Below are 23,762 nucleotides of genomic sequence, written 5' to 3'. Positions count from 1 at the left end.
ATGTTTTAAGAATGTTCTATTTTGTATACAATAATCTTGCCTATCAACACTTTATGCAAGATTATTGCTTTGTCCTTTCTAACAATATATTAAACACAGCACTTTTACCCTATGAAAGATCTCAAATATCTTACTGCCTACTCTACTCCACTATGTGCTTTTATAGGTCTTACTTATCAAGATGTCTGGGTGTGGTTAACCCCAATTTATGCCTTTGTTCTTGTACCTATCATTGAATCAATTTTACCTGTAAATGAGGTTAATATAGACTCTCAAGAAAAGGAAGATAAGCAATCATTACACTGGACAGATTTCTTATTGTATCTAAACATTGTGATTGTGTACGGTATATTATTACTTACATTGTCCACAGTAACTACTCAAGAAACTAGCCTTGCAGAGCTTGTAGGTCTCATATTTTCTGCCGGTATTGTAATAGGCTCTAATGGAATAAACGTAGCTCACGAGCTGGGTCATCGTAAAAGTAAAATTGAGCGAACTCTAGGTAAACTCCTCCTAATGCCAGCACTCTATATGCACTTTTATATAGAGCATAACTATGGCCACCATCTTAAAGCTGCCACTCCAGAAGATCCGGCCACAGCAAAGTATAATCAATCGCTTTATTCTTTTTGGGTATCTTCTATTTACAAGCAGTATACAAACTCCTGGAGGATACAAATGGACCTATTAAAAAGAGCAAATAACTCTTTTTTATCTTTTAAAAATGATATCTTCTGGTATCACATTTTTCAAGCTAGTTATTTGTTTGTTGCCTATTGGTTTTTTGGCTCTTTAGGTCTTATGGTTGTAATTTTTGCAGCAATCGCAGGTTTTTTACTCCTTGAGACAATTAATTATATAGAACATTATGGGTTGAGACGTAAAAAACTTCCTAGTGGCCGTTACGAGCGTGTAAGAGAAGTACACTCGTGGAATAGTAACCACGTTTTTGGACGCATAATGCTCTATGAACTTACCCGTCACAGTGATCACCACTATCGTGCAAATAAGAAATATCAATTACTAGATTATCACGACATAAGCCCGCAACTACCATATGGATATCCTACCAGTATGGTGCTATCGCTATTACCACCCTTATGGTTTAAGATTATGAACAAGCGAGTCCCATCAGATCAGCGCATTGAATCCCATAAGTCATAATAAATCTATTGCTTAGTTAACCTAAACTTTGCTGGAGAATCAACTAAGTCACACTCTGTATTATAACCTTCAAAACCTTCTAAAATATATAATTCAAAAACGGTATCATCTATTTCGTCTACTAATCCCGGAGGATTATCTGGACCCATTAAAATACGATCTGTGGGATCAGGACCGTGTAAACAAATAGGTAATTTTGTCTTCTGATACCTCGTGATTTCTGCATAGTCACAAGCAATACTAAACTCAATATCTGGCGAATCATCTGTTCCTATATCTAAAAGAGTAATTGTTCTAACATTATTTGAATGTCCTCTATCCAATCTTACAATTGTAGGAATAAGTGGAAAAGTTTTGCCTAGAGGTCCCTCTTCTATTTGCTCCATAAAATATATCCCAGTAAATTCTGCTTCCTGTATAGGTGATACGATATTAATAAGATAGGTAAAAGGTGATTTAAAAAAGCCTGAATTATTTACCACGGTTCCTGCAGAATTTGTGGTTCTAAATATTCTTCCATCCGTAAGATTTAATTCTAAGTCCAATCTAAATTGATCCCTACACATTGTTTGGTCAATAGATAAACCAGTGGCAGCTAGAAGCTCTGCATATGAGTATTCTAGTGTTTTTACAGGTAAACCAGAGGGACCTTCATTAAAATCTGAAGCGAGTAGTGTCTCTAGCTCTATACGTTCTATATTATTACTGCCATTATCTGGTGTACGATCAATAAATGAAACATAAATCAATAAAGATTCTAAAAGATCGCCATCCAGAATATCTTGTTCTTCAATATTTAAACTAAACATCGAGTTTTCATCTCCTACATATACTTCACCATTATTATAAGATACAGTACGTATAATTGCACCTCTTTCTACCTCTTCTAAGACGGTTGTTATTGCCTTTTCATCTGTTTCACAACCTACAAGTAAACCAAGCATTACACAAAGAATAATTTGTCTCATAATTTTCTATTTTGAAATAAATGTAATCACATCTATTATCGGGAAAGTAAATTCCGATAATCATTAGCTACGATTTTTTAAGAAATACGCTTTCGCGAAAGCGTAAAAACTTTAAACCCCAAATCTCAAAATTTTACTCTTCTTAAAAGTATCTTTGCACAAAATCTAAGACTATGTCTCAAAATGTTAGAGTGCGATTTGCACCTTCACCTACTGGGCCATTGCACATCGGTGGTGTGCGCACGGCGCTTTTTAATTACTTATTTGCAAAGAAACACGGAGGTACTTTTATCTTACGTATAGAAGATACAGATCAAAATCGCTATGTAGCTGGTGCCGAAGATTACATACGTGAGAGTCTAGACTGGTGCGGTATCTCTTATGATGAGGGACCTACTAAAGATGGTGGATATGGACCATATAGACAAAGCGAGCGCAAGGATATGTATCATACCTATGCACAGAAGCTTATAGATTCTGGTAATGCTTACTATGCTTTTGACACGGCAGAGAGCCTAGATGCTCACCGAAAAGATCACGAGGCAAACGGTAAAACTTTTATATATAACTGGCATAACCGTCTTAAACTAGATAACTCACTTGTACTCTCTCAAGAAGAAACTAAACAACGCATCGCAGCTGGTGATAACTATGTGATACGCTTTAAATCTCCTCAAGATGAAGTTTTAAAACTTCAAGATGAGATACGTGGTGATATGGAGATAGATACAAACATACTAGATGATAAGATTTTATTTAAGTCTGATGGTATGCCTACCTATCACCTAGCAAATATTGTAGATGACCACCTTATGGAAATCTCTCACGTAATACGAGGTGAGGAGTGGTTACCATCTCTTGCTTTACACGTATTGCTATACAGAGCATTAGGGTGGACAGCTCCAAAATTTGCACACTTACCGCTTATCCTTAAACCAGTGGGTAAAGGAAAGTTAAGTAAGCGTGATGGAGATAAACTAGGTTTTCCAGTATTTCCGCTACAATGGCAGGATCCTAAGAGTAATGAGATCTCTTCTGGTTACAGAGAAGATGGATACTTTGCAGAGGCTGTAGTAAATATGCTTGCCTTTTTAGGATGGAATCCAGGTACAGAGCAAGAAATATTTAGTCTTGAAGAGCTTATTGCTGCCTTTGACCTAAAACGTGTTAATAAAGGCGGAGCCAAATTTGATCCAGAAAAAACAAAATGGTTCCAGCAGCAGTATATGCAAGAAACACCCGTAGCAACTATTGCAACAGCTTTCTCTTCATTGTTAACTGAGAAAGGTATTGAGACTACAGAAGGATATACTACACAGGTTGTAACACTTATAAAAGAGCGTGCTGTATTTGTAGAAGATCTTTGGACCTTAGGTAGCTACTTCTTTACAGCTCCTACTACCTTTGATGAAAAAGCGTCAAAAAAAGCCTGGAAAGAAGGTACTAACGCTATTATGGAAGAAGTAAAAATCATACTTAATGGTGTAGATAACTTTACAACTATAGAGTCACAAACGGCTCTTAAAGCTTGGATAGTAGATAGTGAACTAGGATTTGGTAAAGTAATGCAACCTTTTAGGCTTTCGCTAGTGGGAGCTATGCAGGGACCAGATGTTTTTGATATTGCAACTACTATAGGTAAAGAAGAAACACTGCGACGTATAGATTATGCTATCGCTACGCTAGGATAATTATTACTTGATATTCTAAAAAAGAGGGAGTTTATAGCTTCCTCTTTTTTTGTGCTTTAAAGATAAAGAACAATACCTCCAGCTAGTAAGGATGGAGATCCTTTAAAATTATTTGCATTAGGATCTACATCTAATAGATCTCGGTCATTAAGATTATTAAACATATTTGTAAATCCATATTGATATTGTATAATAAATCTCACGTGCTCAAAACCAGCGGTGATACCTATAATTCCGAAACCATTTATACGTGATATTTCTTCAATATCTTCTGCTCTTAATGCTGTGTAGCCTTCTACTATATTATCCCTCTGGCCCGTCTGTCTTAAATTCATTTTACCATTAACAAGTAAGGCGGGACCAAAATCTATTGCAAGATGTTTTTCTATAAGATTATAACTAAATAATAGATTAAGCTGTGCTCCTATTACTGTATATCTTGTTTCTTCTAGACGCGATTCTCCTAGTGGACGACTTTGTAAATTTATATTAGCACTTAAAAAATCAATCCCATAAACAATTCCAAAATCATTGTATAATCTACCCCTTGTGGTAAGACCACCTAGAAATCCCGTTTCTCCTGCTAGATTAAAGTTTTGGGTATCTATATCTAGTACAGAGAGTTTTGCCTGCAGCCCTAATCTATTATAGTTACCTGGACTATAATAAGACTGTGCTGTTACGGTAACCATACCTATAACAAAGAATATTAAAAAAACTATGTATCTCATATATTGAGCTTCAGACTAGAACGACTTTGATTAATCAGTTTGTAATATAGAGCAAGTTTATTTCGTTTCAGAAACTTTTAGCTTAAGTGTTACTTTTTCTCGATAATAGCTACTTATCTTTATGAGAACCTTTGTAAAGGGTTCAATAAACCATCAAAAACAATAATTATGAGTCAAGTTATTCTTCCTGTACTAATAGTGTTTACACTATTTGTATTAATCTCTGCTTTCTTTATGGTAAAACAACAAACCGCTGCTGTAGTCGAGCGTTTTGGGAAATTTGTAGGGGTACGTAATTCTGGATTACAATTTAAAATCCCTCTAATAGATAAAATTGCGGGGCGCATCAATCTAAAAATTCAACAACTAGATGTTGTGGTAGAAACAAAAACAAAAGATGACGTTTTTGTAAGACTTAAAATCTCTGTACAATTTCAAGTAGTAAAAGATCAAGTATATGATGCTTTTTACAAACTAGAAAACCCAGGAGATCAAATTACTTCATACGTTTTTGACGTAGTACGTGCAGAAGTGCCTAAAATGAAACTAGATGACGTTTTTGAGCGTAAAGATGATATTGCCATTGCAGTAAAACGTGAGCTTAACGAAGCAATGTCTAACTACGGTTTTGACATCATTAAGACACTCGTAACAGACATTGATCCAGATTTACAGGTAAAGGCAGCTATGAACAGAATTAATGCAGCAGAACGCGAGAAAGTGGCTGCAGAGTTTGAAGCAGAGGCAGACCGTATTAAAATTGTAGCAAAAGCACGTGCAGAAGCAGAATCTAAGCGTTTACAAGGACAAGGTATTGCAGACCAGCGTAGAGAGATCGCTCGTGGTCTTGAGGAGTCTGTAGATGTATTAAATAATGTGGGGATTAACTCTCAGGAGGCATCTGCTCTTATTGTTGTAACACAACACTATGATACGTTGCAATCTATGGGTGAGCAAACTAACTCAAACCTTATACTTATGCCTAACTCACCACAGGCGGGTAGCAATATGCTTAATGATATGATTACCTCATTTGTAGCTTCAAATCAAATAGGTGAGCAAATGAAAAAAGAAAATGAAGCAAAAGGAATCATAAATAAGAAAAATAGAGATTCTCAGGAAGATTAAAATCTTTTTAATATTAAAAAAGCCCCAAGAAATCTTGGGGCTTTTTTTTGTAAATAATAATGCGATACTACGCTTTATATTCTCCTTTTTTATCTACTTCCTTAACGCGCTTGTAGCCAAAGATTGCACTAAGTAATTTTGCTACTACTGCCTTTTGTACCAGTGAGCCTACAAGATTACCTATAGAAGAAACTGGAGATAGGCCAGAGCTCATTCCAGTCTTTGCGCCATTTACATTAAGTCTTACCTCCTCCTCACTTATTTGTCTCTTAAGTTTAAGGATTTTAAGATCGTGTTCTATCTGGTCAAAGTTATTATATACTCTCATCTATCTTATTTTTTATAGGCATAGGAGCTCCTGCAGAGGGCGTTTCCTTAAAGCTATCATCGCTAAAAGCCATTTTACTATACTTTGTAAGTAACATACGCTCAAGTGGTTTTCCTGCAAATAAGAATACTAACAAGAAAATAAGAAAGTATATACCGCCCACTATAAAATAGCCCTTGCTTGGACTATCTAATGCATCACCTATTACAATAGCAAGTCCAATAGATAAAAATAGTAGAGCAAGTAGACCAAAAGTAGCTCGTAAAGCCATATTTGCAGCACTTACTAAGCCTCTCATCCCGTTTTTAAACAATGAGAGTTTATAGTACTCTGCAGTAACCTTTGCATACTGTTGCCCGTTATCTGTAAGTCCTTTTAGGTTATCTGTTAACTTTTCAAAAGCCATATTTGATTGGTTTAGGTAGGCTTATGATAATGCTTTTTCTGTTTTTACCTTTGCTTTTTCGACTGTTGCTTCCTTTTGCAATTTTGCGTTCTGAAGTCTCAGTTCTGCAAGCTTTGTTTCTAGTGTAGAAATTACATCATCTGCCTTATGACTTGCAGTTGAGATAGTGTTATTTAATTTTTCTTCAAAAGATAATTTTGCCTGTTGTGCATTATCTGTAAGTGACTCTCTAGTCTCTTTAAGTTGTTTTACCAGCTTTTCTTGTTCTTTCTTAGCCTTTTTAGAAAGGTCTTTTCTAGTCTTAGTTCCTTTTTCTGGAGCATAAAGAATTCCTGCTGCTGCACCTATTGCACCACCTAGAACTAATGCTAATAATGTATTACTTGACTTACTCATATCTCTGCTTTTTTTGATTAGTAATTGTTGTTTTGTAAAGATATTTTGATAGCCCATTATTCTCCGTTAATAACCGGTTAATATCCACAACACCAGCTCACAATAAATGTTAAAAAAACCCGCTATCTATCTAGATAACGGGTTTTTATGCCAATTTTAGTTAAAGATATGGTCTACATATCTTAAAATCTACTAGCCGCTTCTTGCAGCAACTCATTCTTATCTTCTCTTGCTTTTTCGACAAATGCTTCTGCACCTTCTATATCTTTAATGGTTTTGTTTTGCGCTTTCGCGAAAGCGTATAAACTCTCCATACCCGCAAGACGAGTTCCTACCTTTTTTGCCGCAGTGTTAAAGAATCCTTTTACCTCTTCTTCTGTAAGCTGGGCTGCTAGTTTTTGAATATCTGCTACTGTAGTAAGACGCTTCTCCTCTGGAAGATTTGCTAGCTTCTTACCTAGTTTATTTATGGTACTCAATGCAGATGCTTGTTGCTGCTGAGGTTTTGGTGCATTTTGATTTTTTTGTGAGGCTTGCTTAGGCTTAATTTTTGCCCAAGAGTCACGTAAACCTACCGTTCTATTAAAAACAAGATGTGATGGGGTACTGTCCTTATCTACATTAAAATATCCCTTGCGCTGAAACTGAAATAAGTCACCTACCTCAACATCTTTGAGACTAGGCTCAAGGTAGCCTGTAATGGTTGTTAAACTGTTAGGATTTATAAATTCCATAAAATCCTTGTCTTCGTGACCATCTGGATTTTCATCACTAAAAAGTCTATCAAATAAGCGCACCTCTGCCTTAATAGCGTGTTGTATAGATACCCAATGAAGTGTTCCCTTTACATTGCGCTTAGAAGCTTCTGTACCGCTTCCAGATCTACTCTCTGGGTCATAGGTACAATGTATCTCTGTGATGTTTCCATCTGCATCTTTTATGACTTCTTCACCCTTTATGATATATGCATTTTTGAGACGTACTTCTTTACCCGTAGTAAGTCTAAAGTATTTACTACCAGCATTTTCTTTAAAATCTTCACGCTCTATGTACAGCTCTTTACTAAAAGGAACTTTACGCTCACCTGCACTCTCATCTTCTGGATTATTTTCTGCATCTAGCCACTCTTCTTTTCCTTCTGGATAATTTGTAATCACCAGCTTTACAGGATCAAGAACTGCCATTACTCTTGGTGCAGTACGATTTAAATCTTGACGTATATGAAATTCTAATAGCGCTACATCTATCACATTCTCACGCTTTGCAACACCAACTGCATCTATAAAGTTACGTATAGAAGCAGGAGTATACCCACGACGACGTAAACCAGAGATAGTAGGCATACGTGGGTCATCCCAGCCAGATACAACACCTTCTTCTACCAGTTTAAGAAGCTTGCGCTTACTCATAATGGTAAAGTTGAGGTTAAGTCGTGCAAACTCTCTTTGTTTTGGACGTAAATCTTCACCTGTATAAACTTGGTCAAGAAACCAGTCATATAGCTCTCTATGAGGCTTAAATTCAAGTGAGCATAAACTATGTGATATTTGCTCTATATAATCGCTCTCTCCGTGCGTCCAGTCATACATAGGGTAGATACACCAGTCACTACCTGTACGGTGGTGATCTTTATGTAAAACTCTATAGATAATAGGGTCACGCATTAACATATTTACGTGTGCCATATCAATCTTAGCACGTAGTATGTGTTCTCCTTCTTTAAACTCTCCTGCCTTCATTCTTGCAAAGAGGTCTAAGTTTTCTTCTACTGTGCGATCACGATAAGGTCCAGGTACACCAGGTTGTGTAGGTGTGCCCTTTTGCTCTGCCATTGCCTCACTAGATTGTGAGTCTACATAGGCTTTTCCATCTTTAATGAGCTGGATAGTCCAGTCGTATAATTGCTGGAAGTAATCACTAGAAAAACATACTTTATCCCACTGGTATCCTAACCACGAGACATCTTCCTTAATGGCATCTACATACTCCTGCTCTTCTTTGGCTGGGTTTGTATCGTCAAAACGTAAGTTTACCGGAGCACCATACTTCTCCCCTAGTCCAAAACTTATACATATAGCCTTACAGTGCCCTATGTGTAAATACCCATTAGGCTCTGGTGGAAATCTAAAGCGTAAATCTTCTTTAGAATAAGACCCTTTAAGATCTTCTTCGACGATTTGCTCTAAAAAATTTAATGATTTATGTTCTTCTGTCATAACCTATAATTCTTGTGGTAAAATTAATCATTTTGACGATGGGTTGTGCAGGTGTTTTGACGGGTATTTTTTACGCTTTCGCGAAAGCGTAGTACAACCTCTATAAATCATATATATATAACTCAACACTTTCTACATATTGTAACAAAACAAGGTAAACCCATACTCATATAGTAATCAAAATACCTTTATGAAAACACTCAACTATACCTGTCCAAAATGTGCAAATACAACTTATAGCATAGGGCAAATGAGAGCTACTGGTAGCTTTCTTACTAAATTACTTAATATGCAAACCGAAAAATACAGTACGGTTACTTGCAAAAACTGCTCATATACGGAGTTCTATAAAGCAAAAACTAGTGCGCTGAGTAATATTTTTGATCTCTTTGGAGCATAGTACTCTTGTAATACATTTTACGTATTGTAACTTTGACTACTTATAAACAATACCGCTATATGGGAAAAATAAGAGTAACAAATATACGTGCCTATGCATATCACGGTTGCCTCTCTGAAGAGACAGCCATAGGATCTGATTATAGAGTAGATGTAGAAATTGAGGCAGATTTATCTAAAAGTGCTCAAACAGACACGCTATCTCACACGGTAGATTATGTGTTACTTAACCGTATTGTTAAGGAAGAAATGGCAATACCCTCTGCCCTACTTGAGACCGTTTGCGAGCGTATACTGGTACGATTTTTTAATGAGGAAGCACTCATACAAGTAGCAACAGTCGCAGTATCTAAGGTAAATCCTCCTATAGGTGGCGATGTAGAAATGGTTACAGTAGAGCGTACTAAAACCCGTTAAGTACTAATTTTAAACAATATAAATGCTGTAAAAAAAGGACAAGGTTTTTATATCTCTTCTTGATAATGCATAATTGCAACTAGGAGGATGTAAAAAAGTAGTGATTCTCATAAGTTATATCACAAATCTATTCCTATATTTGCACGCACAACTGGTATCGTGGCCGAGTGGCTAGGCAGTGGTCTGCAACACCATCTACAGCGGTTCGAATCCGCTCGATACCTCAAAAAGGAACTTCATACGGAGTTCCTTTTTTTATGCAATATTATTTTCTAGGTAATACTATCTGGCGTAATCTCTGGGATTTCTTGAAAACGCTCCATCTCCTGCTGTATATTAAACTCGTCTGAGGGTACAAAACCCTTAGTAACTAGTACAAGACCACAAACTATAAGAACAAGGCCTAAAACCTTTTTTAGTTTAAAAATTCTACGTGGAGTAAGATATCTTTTAAGTTGTTTTGCTAGAATAATCTTACCTAAGTCTGTAATAAAGTAAGCACCTATCATCCCGATAAAAAACCCAAGAAGGCGCTCTCCATCATTTTCTACAGTAGGGCCTATAATTATTAAGATACCTAGCCAGAAAACTAGCACCCCTATATTTATAAAATTAAGTAAGAATCCTTTTATAAAAAGTTGTAGGTAGCCTCCTTTTTTCACCTTTGCTCTATTAGGATCTAATGCATCACGCGTAGGTTTTTTAAGATAAATAGTAAGGCCGTACACTATCAATATAGCGCCACCAAAAACGTAGAGACCTGGCTGGTTACTTAAATTTTCTAGCAGTTGATAACTGCTTAAGTAAGCAACCATTATAAAAATAATGTCTGCTATGATAACACCTATATCAAAACTTAGAGCAGCTCTAAAACCTTTTGTAGCGGCTGTCTCAAGTAACACAAAAAACACAGGCCCTATTAAGAACGCTAGGAAAAATCCTAGGGGTATGGCCGTGTGTAGATCTTCAAACATAAAAGTATAGTGCTTTACACAAAGTTAGGTAAAGGGATTTACAAAAGAAAAGGGATGCTCACTGGTTATGAACATCCCTCTATAATTTAAGAATACATTATGGTTACATAATCTTTATACGCCCTCCAAAGGTGCGATGCTTCTTTACCTCTGCAGGATTACCGTAAATCACAATGTCACCACCGGCACGTATAGTAAGGTCTGCCATTTTACTCGCATAAGCCTCTACCTCTCCTCCAGCTTGTACAAATATCTCTGCAGTTTCTGTCTCTAGGTTACGACCCTCATAGATACCACCTGTATTTACTTTTACTCTCTGTACCGTTGCTTGACCACTCGCTTCTATAATACCTCCTGTAACTGCTCTTAAAAGGGCTTCTCGCACTTGTAAACCTACTTTAACGCGAGCTCCTTCTTGCATCTTAATCTCAATCTTGTCTTGTTCTATAAGCTCGTTTGAGGTAATAACAGCTCCTTCATTACCATCTATAACTTCTAGATTATTATAATGTACATATACAAAGGTCTTGTTACCATCAAAAATGAGATCTAGATCCATTTTAATCTTAAGTGTTCCATCTTTGTTTACAACATTAACCTGGCTGACGTCTTCACCAGTAATCACCACCTTATTCTCGGTAGACTTTACAAGGTTTACAACAATACGATCATATACTTTTACTTCTGTAAAATCTCCTACATTTTTTGTGATAGGACTTTGAGCAAAAGAAATACTCGTTATAAGTATGGCTATAAATGTTACTATTGTTTTCATAATAATTGTCTTTGTTTGTTATAGAGACAGGCGGTCTTCCTTATTGTTACAGTCTTACAATTAATGACGTTTCCCTTTCCAAGTACCGCCATACGTATAACCAGCACTATCTTTATGAAGATTGCAACAGTCTTCACAAATAAAAACCCATTGCTTTTTACTGTGAAGTCGTACTCTAAAGGCAACTTCAGTTTGTGTATTACAGGTATGGCATTGTTTTGTTTTCATACAATAAAGCCACCTTATAAATTTTATAAAGTGGCTTATTTTTTTGCTTTCGCGAAAGCGTATTTATTATTGATGCAGCCCTTCCTTAACACCTACAAGTGTAAAGTCAAGATGTTTCTTAACAAGATCTGCTTCTTTTACTTTTACTACTACCTCGTCTCCTAGGGTAATCTGGTTACCAGACTTCTGCCCTATGACCGAGTAGCTATCTTGATCAAACTCATAGTGATCTCCTTTTATGTCACGCAAACGCACCATACCTTCACACTTATTTGAGATGATTTCTACGTAGATTCCCCACTCTGTAACTCCAGAGATAACACCCACAAACTCTTCATCTTGATGGTCTTGCATAAACTTGACTTGCATATACTTTATGCTATCACGTTCTGAACTTGTAGCAAGCTGCTCCATATGAGATGAGTGCTTACATTTTTGTTCATACTCTTCTTCACTAGCAGATTTTCCGCCATCTAGATAATGTTGTAATAAACGATGCACCATTACATCTGGATAACGACGTATAGGTGAGGTAAAGTGGCTGTAATACTCAAAAGCAAGACCGTAGTGACCTATGTTTTCTGTACTGTAAACAGCTTTACTCATAGTACGTATGGCAAGTGTGTCTACCATATTTTGCTCTTTCTTACCTTGTACATCTACGAGTAACTGGTTAAGAGAAGAGGTTACACTTTTACGATCTGTGAGGTTCATTTTATAACCAAATTTACCTACCACCTTCTCAAGAGAGGCAAGCTTCTCATCATTAGGCTCGTCGTGTATACGGTATACAAAGGTCTTTTTAGGTCGTTGTTTACCTATAAACTCAGATACTTTTCTGTTTGCAAGTAGCATAAACTCTTCTATGAGTTTATTTGCATCTTTTGATGTTTTAAAGAAAACTCCCGTAGGGTTTGCATCATCATCAAGGTTAAACTTTACCTCTACTTTATCAAAAGAGATAGCTCCATCCTTCATACGCTGGCGGCGCATAATTTTTGCGAGTCTATCTAGCTCTAAAGTTGCTTCTACAAGCTCATCTGTAACTGTATATTCTTCACCAGTAAGTGATACTGCCGCTGGAATAATATTAGATCTACTCTCTATAATGGCTTGTGCTTCTTCATAAGCAAAACGCGCATCACTGTAAGTAACTGTACGTCCAAACCAAGAGTTTACAATTTTTGAAGTTTCTGGTACCATCTCAAATACAGCAGAGAAGGTATATTTTTCTTCATTGGGACGTAGAGAACACGCACCGTTACTCAATATTTCTGGTAACATAGGTACTACTCTATCTACAAGATATACAGAGGTTGCACGCTCATAAGCCTCATCATCTAGTATGGTACCTGGTACGAGGTAGTGGCTTACATCTGCAATATGCACTCCTACTTCATAATTACCATTCTCTAGTTTTTGGAAACTTAATGCATCGTCAAAGTCTTTTGCATCCTTTGGATCTATGGTATATGTGAGTACATCACGCATATCACGACGCTTTGCAATCTCCTCTTCTTTTATAGAAGTATCTATCTTATTTGCATACTCTTCTACCTCTTTTGGAAACTCATATGGCAATCCATATTGTGCAAGTATAGAGTGTATCTCTGTGTTATGCTCACCAGGTTTACCTAGTACTTTTTTGATTTTACCATAAGGAGAGTCTGCTTTTTCTGGCCAGTCTTCTATGGTAACCACTACTTTATCACCATCTTGAGCATCACCTATTTTTTTAAGTGGTACAAAGATGTCTGTATACATCTTGTTAGACTCCGATGTAAGTACAAAGGCAAACTTTTTTTGGAGTTTTACAACCCCTACAAATTCTTCAGTTTTACGCTTGATGATTTTTGTAATCTCACCTTCGTGTTTCTTACTACGGCGCTGGCGGTATATGTATACCTCAACCTCGTCACCATTAAGTGCTTTATTTAAGTGATGTGGTGGTACATAAATATCTTGTTCAAGATCATCTACCATCACATAACCGCCACCTTTACCAGAAACATCTAGTATCCCAGTGTGGTAATTTTTATTTGCTGCAATCTTAAACTGGCCACGTCCCTCTTCTACGATTTGTTCTTTGGCTTTAAGTTGCTGTAAGTTTTTGATTATTTGGTTACGGCTAGATGGATCATCTACATCAAGTTTTGCCGCTATTTGTTTGTAATTGTAAGTTTTGTGATGATCTGCTTTTAGAATTTTTAGTATTCTTTCTGAGAGGTTTGTTATTTTTCCTGGTCCTCTCCTTCTCTTCTTCTTATTCATTTATTTTATATCTGGTACAAAATTAGTCTTAAAATGTTCAACTTCAGTATTTCTGTTAAAATTTTAAGTTTTTATAACCTTTTAGAAACAGGGTTTGTGATTATTACGCTTTCGCGAAAAGATGAAACGAGCTACTTATAAGAGTATGTAGCAAGAGCATTAAAATTTTATACTCTTTAAGTCAAGACATTTTGATATGTAAAGAGTACTGTGCAAAAGCTATGCCTTAAAACATTTTATAACAGTCATTCTCAAAATTACGGAAACAGTAAATCTTAATCTCATATTACTTAAAACATCCCTTTTAAGGTAACATTTTAAAAATCAAAACTTTAAAATTAACACTTATTTCTATTTTTCTTAAAAAAATCTTAAAATTAGTGTAACAATTGTATTTTTGTAGCGTCTTTATAGAGACGAGCACTATGAATACATCAAAGCTTTTTCATAAAAACACCTTACTATTTCTAATAATCTTCATTATTGGAATCATAGGCTTTGCGATATATATAAACGCAACCTTTGAGGAAGAAAACTCTAATCACACCTCGACACCGTTTTCTCAAGAGCGAGTGAGTTATCACTCATAACCTAACAACTTTATTTTTCTTTTCAGTTTCCTTTTTCACGTAAGTGAAACAAATCTCCTTGTCAACACTTTTAAAAACAGTCTTCTTTTCCTTTTTTCTTCTAGTTACTTCTAGATGTTATTCACATATAATATTATATATATTTCTTTTCTTTAAAAATTTAAAAAAAAATTGATGCTTATTATATAGTGTGAATAGCGGTATAACTTTTTGAGCTGTTCTTTGTAAAAGTGACTTTTTGATAGTTATTGACATCTTATCTACGAGTTATTACAGTTAAATAGGCTTGTAAATCTGTATGTTACGTTAGGTAGTTAACAAATGTTGATAACCACACTTCACATATAATTGCTTATAACTTGAGTTATTAACTTATTAAAAATAGCTCCTTTTAGTGCTCATAATTTTGATCATTATTTGGGATAGAAAAATTAGGTTTATATACCCTAAGTCCTGTATTGTATTTTTATTTTATAATCACAAATAGAGTTATCAGTATTGCTTAAAAGTTATTGACAATTGCTATTAACAGGTTTTTCACGGTTATCAACAATTGTAAACAAAGCAAGAGGTTTATACACATACACCTATTAAAGTTATGATAGACAGCATATTAAGCGTGTAACTTTATCAAAGAACAAAAAGAGCAGAAAATTATAGTCAGTATTAAATTACCGCTTAAGTAAAACGATAAAACAATACCGCTATTTACTAACTTTGTTACTCAAACAAACGTACTATGAAAATCTCTATAGGAAACGATCACGCAGGACCTAGTTATAAGAATGTTATTGTCAAGTTTTTAAAAGAAGCTGGACATACTGTTAGTAATTATGGTACAGACACACCAGATAGTGTAGACTATCCAGACTTTGGACATCCTGTTGCGACAGATGTAGAGGAGGGTAAGGCAGATTTTGGTATCGTTATATGTGGTAGTGGTAACGGTATTGCAATGACTGTTAATAAGCATCAAGGTGTACGTGCGGCACTATGCTGGATAAAAGAGATTGCCATTCTTGCACGTGAGCATAATAATGCAAATGTAATAGCGATACCAGCACGCTACACTTCAGAAATGCAGGCGCTTGAGATGGTAAAAGCATTTATTACTACAGAGTTTGAAGGAGGTCGCCACCAGAGACGTGTAGACAAAATAGCTTGTAACTAGCCTTATAAAAATCCCGCTACGCGGGTATTACTTATGGACAAAGTAGCCCTTGATTTTAAAATCAAAAAGTTTGAATTTCTTAATACGAGCGAGTTGTACGATATACTACAACTTAGAGCTGAGGTTTTTGTAGTAGAGCAAGACTGCGTGTATCAAGATGTAGATGGTAAAGATCAAGATGCCGTACACGTGATGGGTTATAAAAACGAAAAGCTAGTCGCATATACCAGAATTTTTGGACCAGGAGCCTATTTTGAAAATGCCAGTATAGGTAGGGTAGTAGTGCAAGAAAATGAACGCGCTCACACTTACGGTTATGATTTAATGAACACATCTATAGAAGCTGTAGAGCGGTATTATGATGAGACAACCATAAAAATATCTGCTCAAACGTATCTCAAACGTTTTTACAACAATCTTGGTTTTAAAGAAGTAGGTGAGGGCTATCTAGAAGATGGTATTCCTCATATTGGGATGCTGAAAAAATAATAGTGAGAATTTTTACGCTTTCGCGAAAGCGTGCTTCAAGCAATTTTAGCTAATTAATTACTGGCAATAAGATTTTTGAGCTTTTAGATAAGCATTACCCCTATATATTAATTGAAAATCTTGCTTCTGTTTATCACTCACTAAGCTCCATTTAATCATTGCTCTTTCTGATTTTCTTTTCTTTTTCCCAATTTGTAAAATCAAATGAGTATCATCATTTTTAACTTGACGAGTAATTTGTTCAAAACAAAATGGTAAGGAAATAAAGACCAAAATATCATTGGGAATTGTAAGACAAAATTTCCCATCAAAATCAGTTTGAGTACCAACTGTAGTACCTAATATAATTACATTTTGTCTAGGAAAAGGCATTTCGTTTTCATCTATGAGAACACCTGTTATTTGTCGAAATGAAGTATGAGTGTCACTATTTTGTGATATAACTATTGTAACATTAACAAGGAGTAAAAAAAGGATAAGTCATTTCAAATTAATTTCATTTTTTCTTCGGCTTTACTTTCTTCACATAAGTAACGAGAATCTCTACACGCTTATCATCTTTAGGGTCACCACCTAGTGGAAACCTACTACCAAAACCTTGATAGCGCATTCGTTTTTTTGCTACACCGTGATCTGCAAGATAATCGTATATAAATTTTGCTCTCGCCTCAGAGAGATTACGTTTTCCAGTTTTTAGATTAATACCATCACGGCCGTGGTCCACACAACACACGTGACCCTGTATCTTAAAAATAATCTCAGGATGTGCAGCAAGATATTTGGCTAGCTTATTAAGGTCCTTGCGTGATTTTCCGTGTATATAGCTGTAGTTAGTTTTAAAAAGGATGTTTTTTAAAAGGATACGGTCTCCCTTTACAATAGGCTCATCTTCAAAGGTTTTATATCTATCCTTTGTCTCTTCTAGTTCTTTTTCTTCGGCAACGGCTTCTTTTGGAACTACGCGAGGTTGTAATAAAGAAACGATAATCTCTACTTTACGATTAAGGGTGCGTTGCACCTCACTACCTACATCATCTAGTCTAGTGAGTAGTAGCTCTCCTTTTCCGTCTGAGTTTTTTATGATACTATCTGCAATACCTCTATCTACAAACTTTTGTTTAATAGTATTTGCGCGCTCTTGTGAGAGCCAGTTATTATAGGCATCTGTGCCACGGTCATCACAATAGCCATAAATAGAGATATCTTCTATTTTATCTAGAGGTAAAGAGGTAATAAAGCGTTCTAGCTTTGCATTTTCTATAGCAACGAGATTAGATTTATCTGTCTCAAAAAAGGTTTCGTGTGTTTTATCTACCTGAGCAAAAGCTTGTACAGATAATAGGAGCAGGGCTATATGTAGCGCAGTCCTTTTAATTATTTAAAATCTTATTGTAGCGATTTTTATCTGCTAGTACTGCTAGCGCTTCCTTAACCTCTACATTATTTATAATCTGGTACTCATAAAGACCATCTCGATAAAAGTATCTCTTTACAATCTCATCTATGAGTAGGTTTTCAATCTCATCTTGACGCTCATCTATAGATTTTTCTTTTGCTAGGGTTATCGCATTATTAAGTTGATTGTAAGCCGCCGATACTTCTGTTTTAAGATCATCCTTATCTGCTTGTTCTAGTGCCTTTGCAAATGCTTTTTCTGTACCGGTTTCATACTTAAAACCTGTACGATTTAAAAATGATTTAAAGTCTGCAAAATCTGTTTGTGACCACGAGAACTCACTCATATCGCTATACTGATGATTATAATAGTAATCTGTAGCATATTCAAAAATCGCATTATCCTTGAGAAGGGCAGTAGTTACTGGGCTCAACTTTGCAGAGCTCACTTGTATATCTGGTAATACACCACCACCGTCTAATACCTTACGACCGTTTTTAGTTTTAAACTCATTATAATCTGCAGCATCGGTGCGTACAGCATTTCCGTTTTCATCACGATTCCAGTAATCTAGGGCTTGTATACAGCGACCAGAAGGCGTGTAGTAGCGAGATATCGTGATTTTTACAGAAGTACCGTAAGTGAGCGGTTTAGGGCGTTGTACAAGACCTTTACCAAAGGTTCTAGCGCCTACCACCACAGCTCTATCATAATCTTGTAAACCTCCAGAAACAATCTCTGAGGCAGAGGCAGATCTACCATTTACAAGCACCACAAGAGGTATCTCTGTATCTACAGGTTCTTGCGAAGTTGTATAGGTCTTATTGTATTTTTTTACTACAGACTTTGTGGTTGTAATGAGAGACCCTTTAGGTAAAAAGAGATTACAAATATTTATAGCCTCACTTAGTAAGCCACCACCGTTACCACGTAGGTCAAGTATAATCTTTGTAGCACCATCTGTTTTAAGACTCACAAGTGCCTCTTTTACCTGGCTAGATGCTTTTTTATTAAACTTTGTAAGCACTATGTACCCAGTATCACCATTTATGAGTTTTGAAAACGGGACTGCATCTATCTCTACCGCAGAGCGTTTTATAGTTGCTTTATCTGTTTTTCCTTGGCGCTTGTAGGTGATTACCACCTCACTGTTTGGAGCTCCTTTAAGTAAATCTCCAGCATCACCATCTACATCTGCTACGGTAATGTCACCTATTTTTATAATCTCATCACCTGCTTTAAGACCTGCTTTATCTGCCGGGTAGCCTTTGCGCGGTTCTGTAATGGTCATCTTTCCGTCTTGATTGCGCACGGTGGCACCTATACCAGAGTAGTCTCCAGAGCGGTTAATTTTTGCATCTTCTACCTCTTGCTCGGTCCAGTACTTTGTATAGGGGTCAAGATCTGCAAGCATACCCTCTATGGCACTATCCATAAGCTCTGCAGGGTTTGTCTCATCTACATAATTCATATTAAGCTCCTTAAAGAGCTCTGTAAAAATTTCGATTTGCTTTGCGATTTCAAAAAAGTCGCTTTTAAAACTAACCGTACTGATACCTATGACAACAGCAATAACGGGAATGAATATTTTCTTTTTCATAATACAAGATGTCTCTAGGAGACTATAGTTGTGCGTATAACGCTTTCGCGAAAGCGTAATCATCTACTTTTTATTTTTTTTAATCCATCTGCGCATAAAAAATGCGCCTATACCTAACAAGATAAGAAAAGGCCAGAGATGCAACAAACCTAAAAAGAAAACCGAAACTCCGTTCCAACCGCTTTTAAGTGCATTAATTATCTTACTACCATAAGAGTTTGTAACCTGTGTAGTTACTTCATCCTTATAAAACTCAATCTCAAGCGTACTAAGTGAGACTTGACTCTGTAGGTACTTAAGTCTTCCTTGTTTTGCTTCTATTTCTTCACGTATTTGTGCCAGCTCGCGTTCTATCTCGAGCATTTCCTTCACGTTTTTTGCTTTTGAAAGGAGATTTAAATAACGGTCTTCTAGCGCACGCTTTGCTTTAAGGCGTGCATCTATGTCTATAAACTCTGCAGTTACATCTTCTTGTGAGATTGTGCGCTCATCAAAATATGCAACTCCCTCAGATATGCGTTCTAGCGCCATATCAAAGTTGCGAGTAGGTATACGTACGGTTAGGTTTTGATATGTACGACCATAGCTATGGGTGCCAGCATTATCATTTTGTACATAGCCTTGTGCCTCTTTGATAGCTTTAAGAATACGTTTGTGAGTGGTGGTGAGATCATTAGTTTCAAAACGTATGGACGCTGTTTTAATTATTTTAGAAGGTGTAGATTTTTGAGGGCTATTAACCTCCGTAATAACCATTTCTTCTAGCATTTCTGGTGCATATCCAGCATCTGCCGCTATGAGATCATTATTAAGCCCATCAGTATTTTTATCACAACCGATTATAAGTAGAAAACTAAGTAGTAGTAGATATCGCATCATTAAATCGTTTTATAAGTTTGACCATAGCCTTATGCAGCTGTTGTTGAGAGACTTCTTCTCGACCTGTATAGATAATAAGCATCACAAAGGTCGTGCCTTTTATACAAATCTGGTCTTTGTGTAAACGATATGACTCCCGCATCAAGCGTTTTATACGATTGCGAGATACGGCTAGTTTAAAATTGCGCTTAGATACAGAAACGCTCACTTGATGTGATATGCCTTCTTCTTTGAGCGGTGTCTTTATATATATGAGCCGCAGCGGAAAAGACTTGACAGACCTTCCCTCTATAAAAAGCGATTCTATGAGCTTCTTAGATTTTAGCTTTTCTTTTCTTGGGTACGTGTATGCCATTGCTGGCAAAGATAGTAGAATTGAGGTAGGTAATGGAGGAGATATACGCTTTCGCGAAAGCAAAAAAATCACAATACAGCACATCAAATAATGGAAAAAATACATTTTATTGGAAAATATCCATAATTTTGTCAGCTATGAAGACAGAACCTCAAAAAGTAAAACGTGCTGTGACAGACTACTCGGGTAACCGGTCTGTACAAACAGGTTTCCCCAGTCCTGCGACACATTACCGTGAGCCTATGATAGACCTCAACAAGGAGCTTAGTTCTTCTCGTGATGCGACCTTTTTTGTACGTGTAAAGGGTGATAGCTGGAAGTCACATAACATTCTTGATAAAGATGTTTTGATAATAGACCGCGCACAAGTAGCACAAGAGGGTAAACTGGCACTAGTTATTACAGAAGAGGGTTTTGATGTGCAAAGAATAAATGCTTCAAAACCTATAGAACTCTGGGGAATGATAAGCTACATAATACACAAGGCGGTATGATTGCGATGGTAGATTGTAATAGTTTTTATGCCTCTTGTGAGCAGGTATTTAGACCTGACTTAAAGGGTAGACCTGTCGCTGTATTGAGTAATAATGATGGCTGTATCATAGCAAAAAATAAAGAAGCAAAGGCACTCACACATATCCCATATCGCGACCCACTTTTTAAAATAAAAGGGTTGCTGGCACAAAACGATGTCACGCTCTTCTCATCAAATTACACCTTGTATGGAGATATGTCTGACCGCGTGATGAATGTACTGCGCGAGTTCTCACCTGCCGTTGAGGTGTACAGTATAGATGAGTCTTTTGTAGATCTCTCTGGGATGACTCACGTAGATCTTAATGCCTACGGTCATCAAATTAAAAATACAATTGTACAGCGCACTGGGATACCCGTAGGAGTAGGCATTGCACCTACTAAGGTACTGGCAAAACTTGCAAACCGTATTTCAAAAAAGGTAGCACACTTTGACCACGTGTATGTGATGGATACCGAGGAGCGACGCATAGAGGCACTTAACTGGGCAGAAACAAAAGACATCTGGGGGCTAGGTAAAAAGCACGTGGAGCGTCTCGCTCACATAGGTGTCTTTACAGCTTATGCATTTACAGAAGTACCACTGGCGTGGGTACGTAAGGAAATGACCGTAGTAGGGGAGCGCTTGTGGAGGGAGCTTAATGGAGAATCTTGTATTCCTTTTGAAACGCTTCCGCGAAAGAAAAAAGCAATAGGAACGGCAAAATCCTTTGGAAAAAAACTGGATAACCTACCACAAATAGAAGAAGCCTGCGCTTACTATATAAGTGAAGTAAGCGAGGTGCTACGCTCGCAAAAATGTTGTTGTACACAGTTGCGTATATATCTCACTACAAACTATCACAGCACAAATGATGTGCAACACGCAGATAAGACCATTGTAACCTTATCTGTCCCTACTAATGATACATTTATGCTTATCGTGGAAGCTAAGAAAGCCTTAAAGCGAATTTATAAGCCGGGATTTAAGTACAAAAAAGTGGGCGTAGACCTTTTAGGTCTCATACCAGAGGAGCAAGTACAAGGTAATCTCTTTATGCCCGAAGCGACGGGAGATAAGCGCCTCATAAAAGCCTTTGACGCGATAAATAATCGCTACGGGAAGTCTACAGTTTCGGCAGGATTATCTGGCACTTCAAAAAGTAATAAGGAATGGGAACTCATTAAAGAGGAGCGCAGCCCACGATATACAACCCAGTGGGATAGTTTACTGGAAATAGGGAAGGGGTAATTAAAAAATAGCACTTATATTGCTGAGTATTAACAAGTAATTATTGAAATTTTTTCCCAGTGCAAAACGATTATACATCTAAGAAATTTAGAAAGTGGCTTGATAAATTACAACGAGAGAGCTGGCAATTAGAATTGCTTGTGTCTGGGTTTGTGATTTTAGGATTATTTTCATCCATAGACCCCTTAATTGCTAAAGTGGATAGTATAGTTAACTCTGTAGATAGACGCACAGGTGGATTAGTTGCTGGGGCTGGGTTTGTTTTACTTAGTATTAATTATATACTAATATTTAACCTGGTTGTGCACCTTGTCCTGAGAGGATTGTGGATAGGTGCTATTGGCTTACGTTACTACTCAGGAGATATAATTTTTGAAGAATTAAATTATTCTAAGAAATTCACAAAATACCTTAGTAAGAAGATAGTATCGTTTGATAAGTACATAGGTAAGCTTGAGGATTACTGTAGTATCATTTTCTCTTTGAGTTTTTTAATTGTTTTCATAGGGTTGTCTTTTCTTATATACTTTGCCATCATATTTGCACTTGCTGTAGTTTCTGCTTCAAATTTAGACTCAATAGTTATTGTTATGCTTGTTGGCTTTGCGGTAATAGGCTTTGCGATTGTGCTATTAATTATGCTTGTTGATTTTTTAGGACAAGGTATACTTAAGAAAAATGAAACGATTGCAATGCTCTATTTTCCAATCTATTGGATTATGAGTTATGTGTCTCTTTCATTTATTTATCGTCCTATTCTCTATAATTTTTTAGATGATAGGAAAGGTAAAAGGATTCTCTTTTGGATGATACCATTTTATATTACGATAGCTACATTAACAACATTAAGATATGAGCAATCTAATTTCCACAGATCTCAAAATGCCGCAAGTGAAAATTTTGCTTCTAGAGGAATGTACTTAGAAGGAGTTGAGGATAGTAGAAAGCGTTATTTTAGAGACTTTGCAATTCAAAGAAAAAATGTTTCAAAAAACTCTTTACGTGTTTTTCTCACGCATAATGCAAGTTTAGAAGATATTATATTGAAATTGAATGATTCACTATCCTTAGAAAACGATCAACGCGGTGTAAACACATTTTTCTCAAAGCTCTTTAAAGATGATGTAGACTATGACTCAAATAATTTCAAAGAATATTTGAAGACTTTAAATAGTATTGCGGTCATTAAGATAGATAGCATTACATATTCGGATAATTTTATAGCTAGTTTTTTGGAAAACGGTCAGAGAGGTTATGAAACTTTTCTTGATTTGAAAAGCCTCGAGCGTGGGCGTCATACATTTCAAATTATATCAAAAACAACAAATAGGAATGATTCAATTGTAAACGATACACTTGGAACGATTCCATTTTGGTATTATCCAACCAAATAGATCTTAACATAAAACTACGCCAGGCTTT

26 protein-coding genes, 1 tRNA gene and 1 pseudogene are annotated in these 23,762 nt (G+C 36.4%); 12 read left to right on the top strand and 16 right to left on the bottom strand.

What is annotated here, in order from left to right; translation table 11 throughout:
* Nucleotides 1-111 precede the first annotated feature (111 nt).
* Entirely contained in the window at nucleotides 112-1,167 is a 1,056-nt protein-coding gene (locus Q0948_RS05705) for an alkane 1-monooxygenase (RefSeq protein WP_298349764.1), read from the top strand.
* A 5-nt stretch (nucleotides 1,168-1,172) separates the two neighbouring features.
* Here Q0948_RS05705 and Q0948_RS05700 read toward each other — a convergent pair whose 3' ends face one another.
* Nucleotides 1,173-2,135 (bottom strand): hypothetical protein, encoded by a 963-nt coding sequence (locus Q0948_RS05700; RefSeq protein WP_298349762.1) that lies wholly within the window; start codon nucleotides 2,133-2,135, stop codon nucleotides 1,173-1,175.
* Nucleotides 2,136-2,308: 173 nt separating this feature from the next.
* Between Q0948_RS05700 and gltX the strand changes: the two genes are divergently transcribed.
* On the top strand, nucleotides 2,309-3,826 hold the full coding sequence (gene gltX, locus Q0948_RS05695; RefSeq protein WP_298349760.1) for a glutamate--tRNA ligase: 1,518 nt from the start codon (nucleotides 2,309-2,311) through the stop codon (nucleotides 3,824-3,826).
* A 56-nt stretch (nucleotides 3,827-3,882) separates the two neighbouring features.
* Here the strand turns inward: gltX and Q0948_RS05690 are convergent, their stop codons facing one another.
* On the bottom strand, nucleotides 3,883-4,557 hold the full coding sequence (locus Q0948_RS05690; RefSeq protein ID WP_298349758.1) for a hypothetical protein: 675 nt from the start codon (nucleotides 4,555-4,557) through the stop codon (nucleotides 3,883-3,885).
* A gap of 168 nt (nucleotides 4,558-4,725) precedes the next feature.
* On the opposite strand from Q0948_RS05690, the gene Q0948_RS05685 reads away from it, so the two are divergent.
* Entirely contained in the window at nucleotides 4,726-5,685 is a 960-nt protein-coding gene (locus Q0948_RS05685) for an SPFH domain-containing protein (protein WP_035326207.1), read from the top strand.
* A 67-nt stretch (nucleotides 5,686-5,752) separates the two neighbouring features.
* On the opposite strand, the gene Q0948_RS05680 is transcribed toward Q0948_RS05685, so the two are convergent.
* The 4 genes from Q0948_RS05680 to Q0948_RS05665 form a co-directional block, all read right to left on the bottom strand.
* Complete coding sequence (locus Q0948_RS05680) at nucleotides 5,753-6,013, bottom strand: DUF6327 family protein (protein ID WP_035326205.1); 261 nt, start codon at nucleotides 6,011-6,013, stop codon at nucleotides 5,753-5,755.
* On the bottom strand, nucleotides 6,000-6,419 hold the full coding sequence (locus tag Q0948_RS05675; RefSeq protein ID WP_298349753.1) for a phage holin family protein: 420 nt from the start codon (nucleotides 6,417-6,419) through the stop codon (nucleotides 6,000-6,002). The genes Q0948_RS05680 and Q0948_RS05675 overlap by 14 nt, the downstream gene beginning before the upstream one ends.
* A 21-nt stretch (nucleotides 6,420-6,440) precedes the next feature.
* Nucleotides 6,441-6,815: a YtxH domain-containing protein gene (locus tag Q0948_RS05670; protein WP_298349752.1), complete on the bottom strand. Its 375-nt coding sequence runs from the start codon at nucleotides 6,813-6,815 to the stop codon at nucleotides 6,441-6,443.
* A 182-nt stretch (nucleotides 6,816-6,997) separates the two neighbouring features.
* On the bottom strand, nucleotides 6,998-9,031 hold the full coding sequence (locus Q0948_RS05665; protein WP_298349749.1) for a glutamine--tRNA ligase/YqeY domain fusion protein: 2,034 nt from the start codon (nucleotides 9,029-9,031) through the stop codon (nucleotides 6,998-7,000).
* Nucleotides 9,032-9,221: 190 nt separating this feature from the next.
* On the opposite strand from Q0948_RS05665, the gene Q0948_RS05660 reads away from it, so the two are divergent.
* The 3 genes from Q0948_RS05660 to Q0948_RS05650 all read left to right on the top strand — a co-directional run bounded on the left by Q0948_RS05660 (nucleotide 9,222) and on the right by Q0948_RS05650 (nucleotide 10,071).
* Nucleotides 9,222-9,431 carry a zinc ribbon domain-containing protein gene (locus Q0948_RS05660; RefSeq protein WP_035326201.1) on the top strand — a complete coding sequence of 70 codons (210 nt, stop codon included), beginning with the start codon at nucleotides 9,222-9,224 and terminating at the stop codon, nucleotides 9,429-9,431.
* A 59-nt stretch (nucleotides 9,432-9,490) separates the two neighbouring features.
* Nucleotides 9,491-9,847 carry a dihydroneopterin aldolase gene (gene folB, locus Q0948_RS05655; protein WP_035326199.1) on the top strand — a complete coding sequence of 119 codons (357 nt, stop codon included), beginning with the start codon at nucleotides 9,491-9,493 and terminating at the stop codon, nucleotides 9,845-9,847.
* Between the two features lie 153 nt (nucleotides 9,848-10,000).
* Nucleotides 10,001-10,071: transfer RNA gene (locus Q0948_RS05650), tRNA-Cys, on the top strand.
* Nucleotides 10,072-10,119: 48 nt separating this feature from the next.
* Here the strand turns inward: Q0948_RS05650 and Q0948_RS05645 are convergent.
* The 4 genes from Q0948_RS05645 to rnr all read right to left on the bottom strand — a co-directional run bounded on the left by Q0948_RS05645 (nucleotide 10,120) and on the right by rnr (nucleotide 14,095).
* Nucleotides 10,120-10,821: a LysE family transporter gene (locus Q0948_RS05645; RefSeq protein ID WP_035326195.1), complete on the bottom strand. Its 702-nt coding sequence runs from the start codon at nucleotides 10,819-10,821 to the stop codon at nucleotides 10,120-10,122.
* Nucleotides 10,822-10,924: 103 nt separating this feature from the next.
* Nucleotides 10,925-11,596 (bottom strand): head GIN domain-containing protein, encoded by a 672-nt coding sequence (locus Q0948_RS05640; protein WP_298349741.1) that lies wholly within the window; start codon nucleotides 11,594-11,596, stop codon nucleotides 10,925-10,927.
* Between the two features lie 60 nt (nucleotides 11,597-11,656).
* A complete protein-coding gene (locus tag Q0948_RS05635; RefSeq protein ID WP_298349739.1) occupies nucleotides 11,657-11,824 on the bottom strand; it encodes a hypothetical protein in 168 nt (55 codons plus the stop codon).
* 66 nt (nucleotides 11,825-11,890) lie between these two features.
* Nucleotides 11,891-14,095, bottom strand: a complete 2,205-nt coding sequence (gene rnr / locus Q0948_RS05630; protein WP_298349736.1) for a ribonuclease R — start codon at nucleotides 14,093-14,095, stop codon at nucleotides 11,891-11,893.
* Between the two features lie 425 nt (nucleotides 14,096-14,520).
* Between rnr and Q0948_RS05625 the strand changes: the two genes are divergently transcribed.
* The 3 genes from Q0948_RS05625 (at nucleotide 14,521) to Q0948_RS05615 (ending at nucleotide 16,345) form a co-directional block, all read left to right on the top strand.
* Nucleotides 14,521-14,685: a hypothetical protein gene (locus Q0948_RS05625; protein ID WP_298349733.1), complete on the top strand. Its 165-nt coding sequence runs from the start codon at nucleotides 14,521-14,523 to the stop codon at nucleotides 14,683-14,685.
* Between the two features lie 739 nt (nucleotides 14,686-15,424).
* Complete coding sequence (rpiB, locus tag Q0948_RS05620) at nucleotides 15,425-15,856, top strand: ribose 5-phosphate isomerase B (protein WP_038598131.1); 432 nt, start codon at nucleotides 15,425-15,427, stop codon at nucleotides 15,854-15,856.
* A gap of 33 nt (nucleotides 15,857-15,889) precedes the next feature.
* On the top strand, nucleotides 15,890-16,345 hold the full coding sequence (locus tag Q0948_RS05615) for a GNAT family N-acetyltransferase (protein WP_298349729.1): 456 nt from the start codon (nucleotides 15,890-15,892) through the stop codon (nucleotides 16,343-16,345).
* Between the two features lie 57 nt (nucleotides 16,346-16,402).
* Here the strand turns inward: Q0948_RS05615 and Q0948_RS05610 are convergent, their stop codons facing one another.
* The 6 genes and pseudogenes from Q0948_RS05610 to rnpA form a co-directional block, all read right to left on the bottom strand.
* Nucleotides 16,403-16,717, bottom strand: a complete 315-nt coding sequence (locus Q0948_RS05610) for a hypothetical protein (RefSeq protein ID WP_298349728.1) — start codon at nucleotides 16,715-16,717, stop codon at nucleotides 16,403-16,405.
* Between the two features lie 124 nt (nucleotides 16,718-16,841).
* Nucleotides 16,842-17,363, bottom strand: coding sequence for an OmpA family protein (locus tag Q0948_RS05605; protein WP_298349725.1), 522 nt, complete (start codon nucleotides 17,361-17,363; stop codon nucleotides 16,842-16,844).
* Between the two features lie 51 nt (nucleotides 17,364-17,414).
* Nucleotides 17,415-17,693, bottom strand: a pseudogene (locus Q0948_RS05600) (OmpA family protein); the annotation flags it as partial.
* Between the two features lie 22 nt (nucleotides 17,694-17,715).
* Nucleotides 17,716-19,341 carry a S41 family peptidase gene (locus tag Q0948_RS05595; protein WP_298349720.1) on the bottom strand — a complete coding sequence of 542 codons (1,626 nt, stop codon included), beginning with the start codon at nucleotides 19,339-19,341 and terminating at the stop codon, nucleotides 17,716-17,718.
* A 63-nt stretch (nucleotides 19,342-19,404) separates the two neighbouring features.
* A complete protein-coding gene (locus tag Q0948_RS05590) occupies nucleotides 19,405-20,220 on the bottom strand; it encodes a DUF4349 domain-containing protein (protein WP_298349716.1) in 816 nt (271 codons plus the stop codon).
* Complete coding sequence (gene rnpA, locus Q0948_RS05585; protein ID WP_298349713.1) at nucleotides 20,195-20,575, bottom strand: ribonuclease P protein component; 381 nt, start codon at nucleotides 20,573-20,575, stop codon at nucleotides 20,195-20,197. The genes Q0948_RS05590 and rnpA overlap by 26 nt, the downstream gene beginning before the upstream one ends.
* Before the next feature lie 32 nt (nucleotides 20,576-20,607).
* Between rnpA and Q0948_RS05580 the strand changes: the two genes are divergently transcribed.
* From Q0948_RS05580 to Q0948_RS05570, 3 genes are read left to right on the top strand one after another with little or no spacing between them, the layout of a single operon-like run.
* Nucleotides 20,608-21,069, top strand: a complete 462-nt coding sequence (locus Q0948_RS05580) for a S24 family peptidase (RefSeq protein WP_298349711.1) — start codon at nucleotides 20,608-20,610, stop codon at nucleotides 21,067-21,069.
* Nucleotides 21,066-22,340 carry a Y-family DNA polymerase gene (locus tag Q0948_RS05575; protein ID WP_298349708.1) on the top strand — a complete coding sequence of 425 codons (1,275 nt, stop codon included), beginning with the start codon at nucleotides 21,066-21,068 and terminating at the stop codon, nucleotides 22,338-22,340. Before Q0948_RS05580 ends, Q0948_RS05575 begins: the two co-directional genes overlap by 4 nt.
* A gap of 59 nt (nucleotides 22,341-22,399) precedes the next feature.
* Entirely contained in the window at nucleotides 22,400-23,734 is a 1,335-nt protein-coding gene (locus Q0948_RS05570; protein ID WP_298349706.1) for a hypothetical protein, read from the top strand.
* The last annotated feature ends 28 nt before the right edge of the window (nucleotides 23,735-23,762 follow it).

Source organism: uncultured Dokdonia sp., from assembly GCF_947496725.1.
Lineage (GTDB): Bacteria > Bacteroidota > Bacteroidia > Flavobacteriales > Flavobacteriaceae > Dokdonia.
This window is presented reverse-complemented; position numbering and strand designations above follow the sequence as displayed.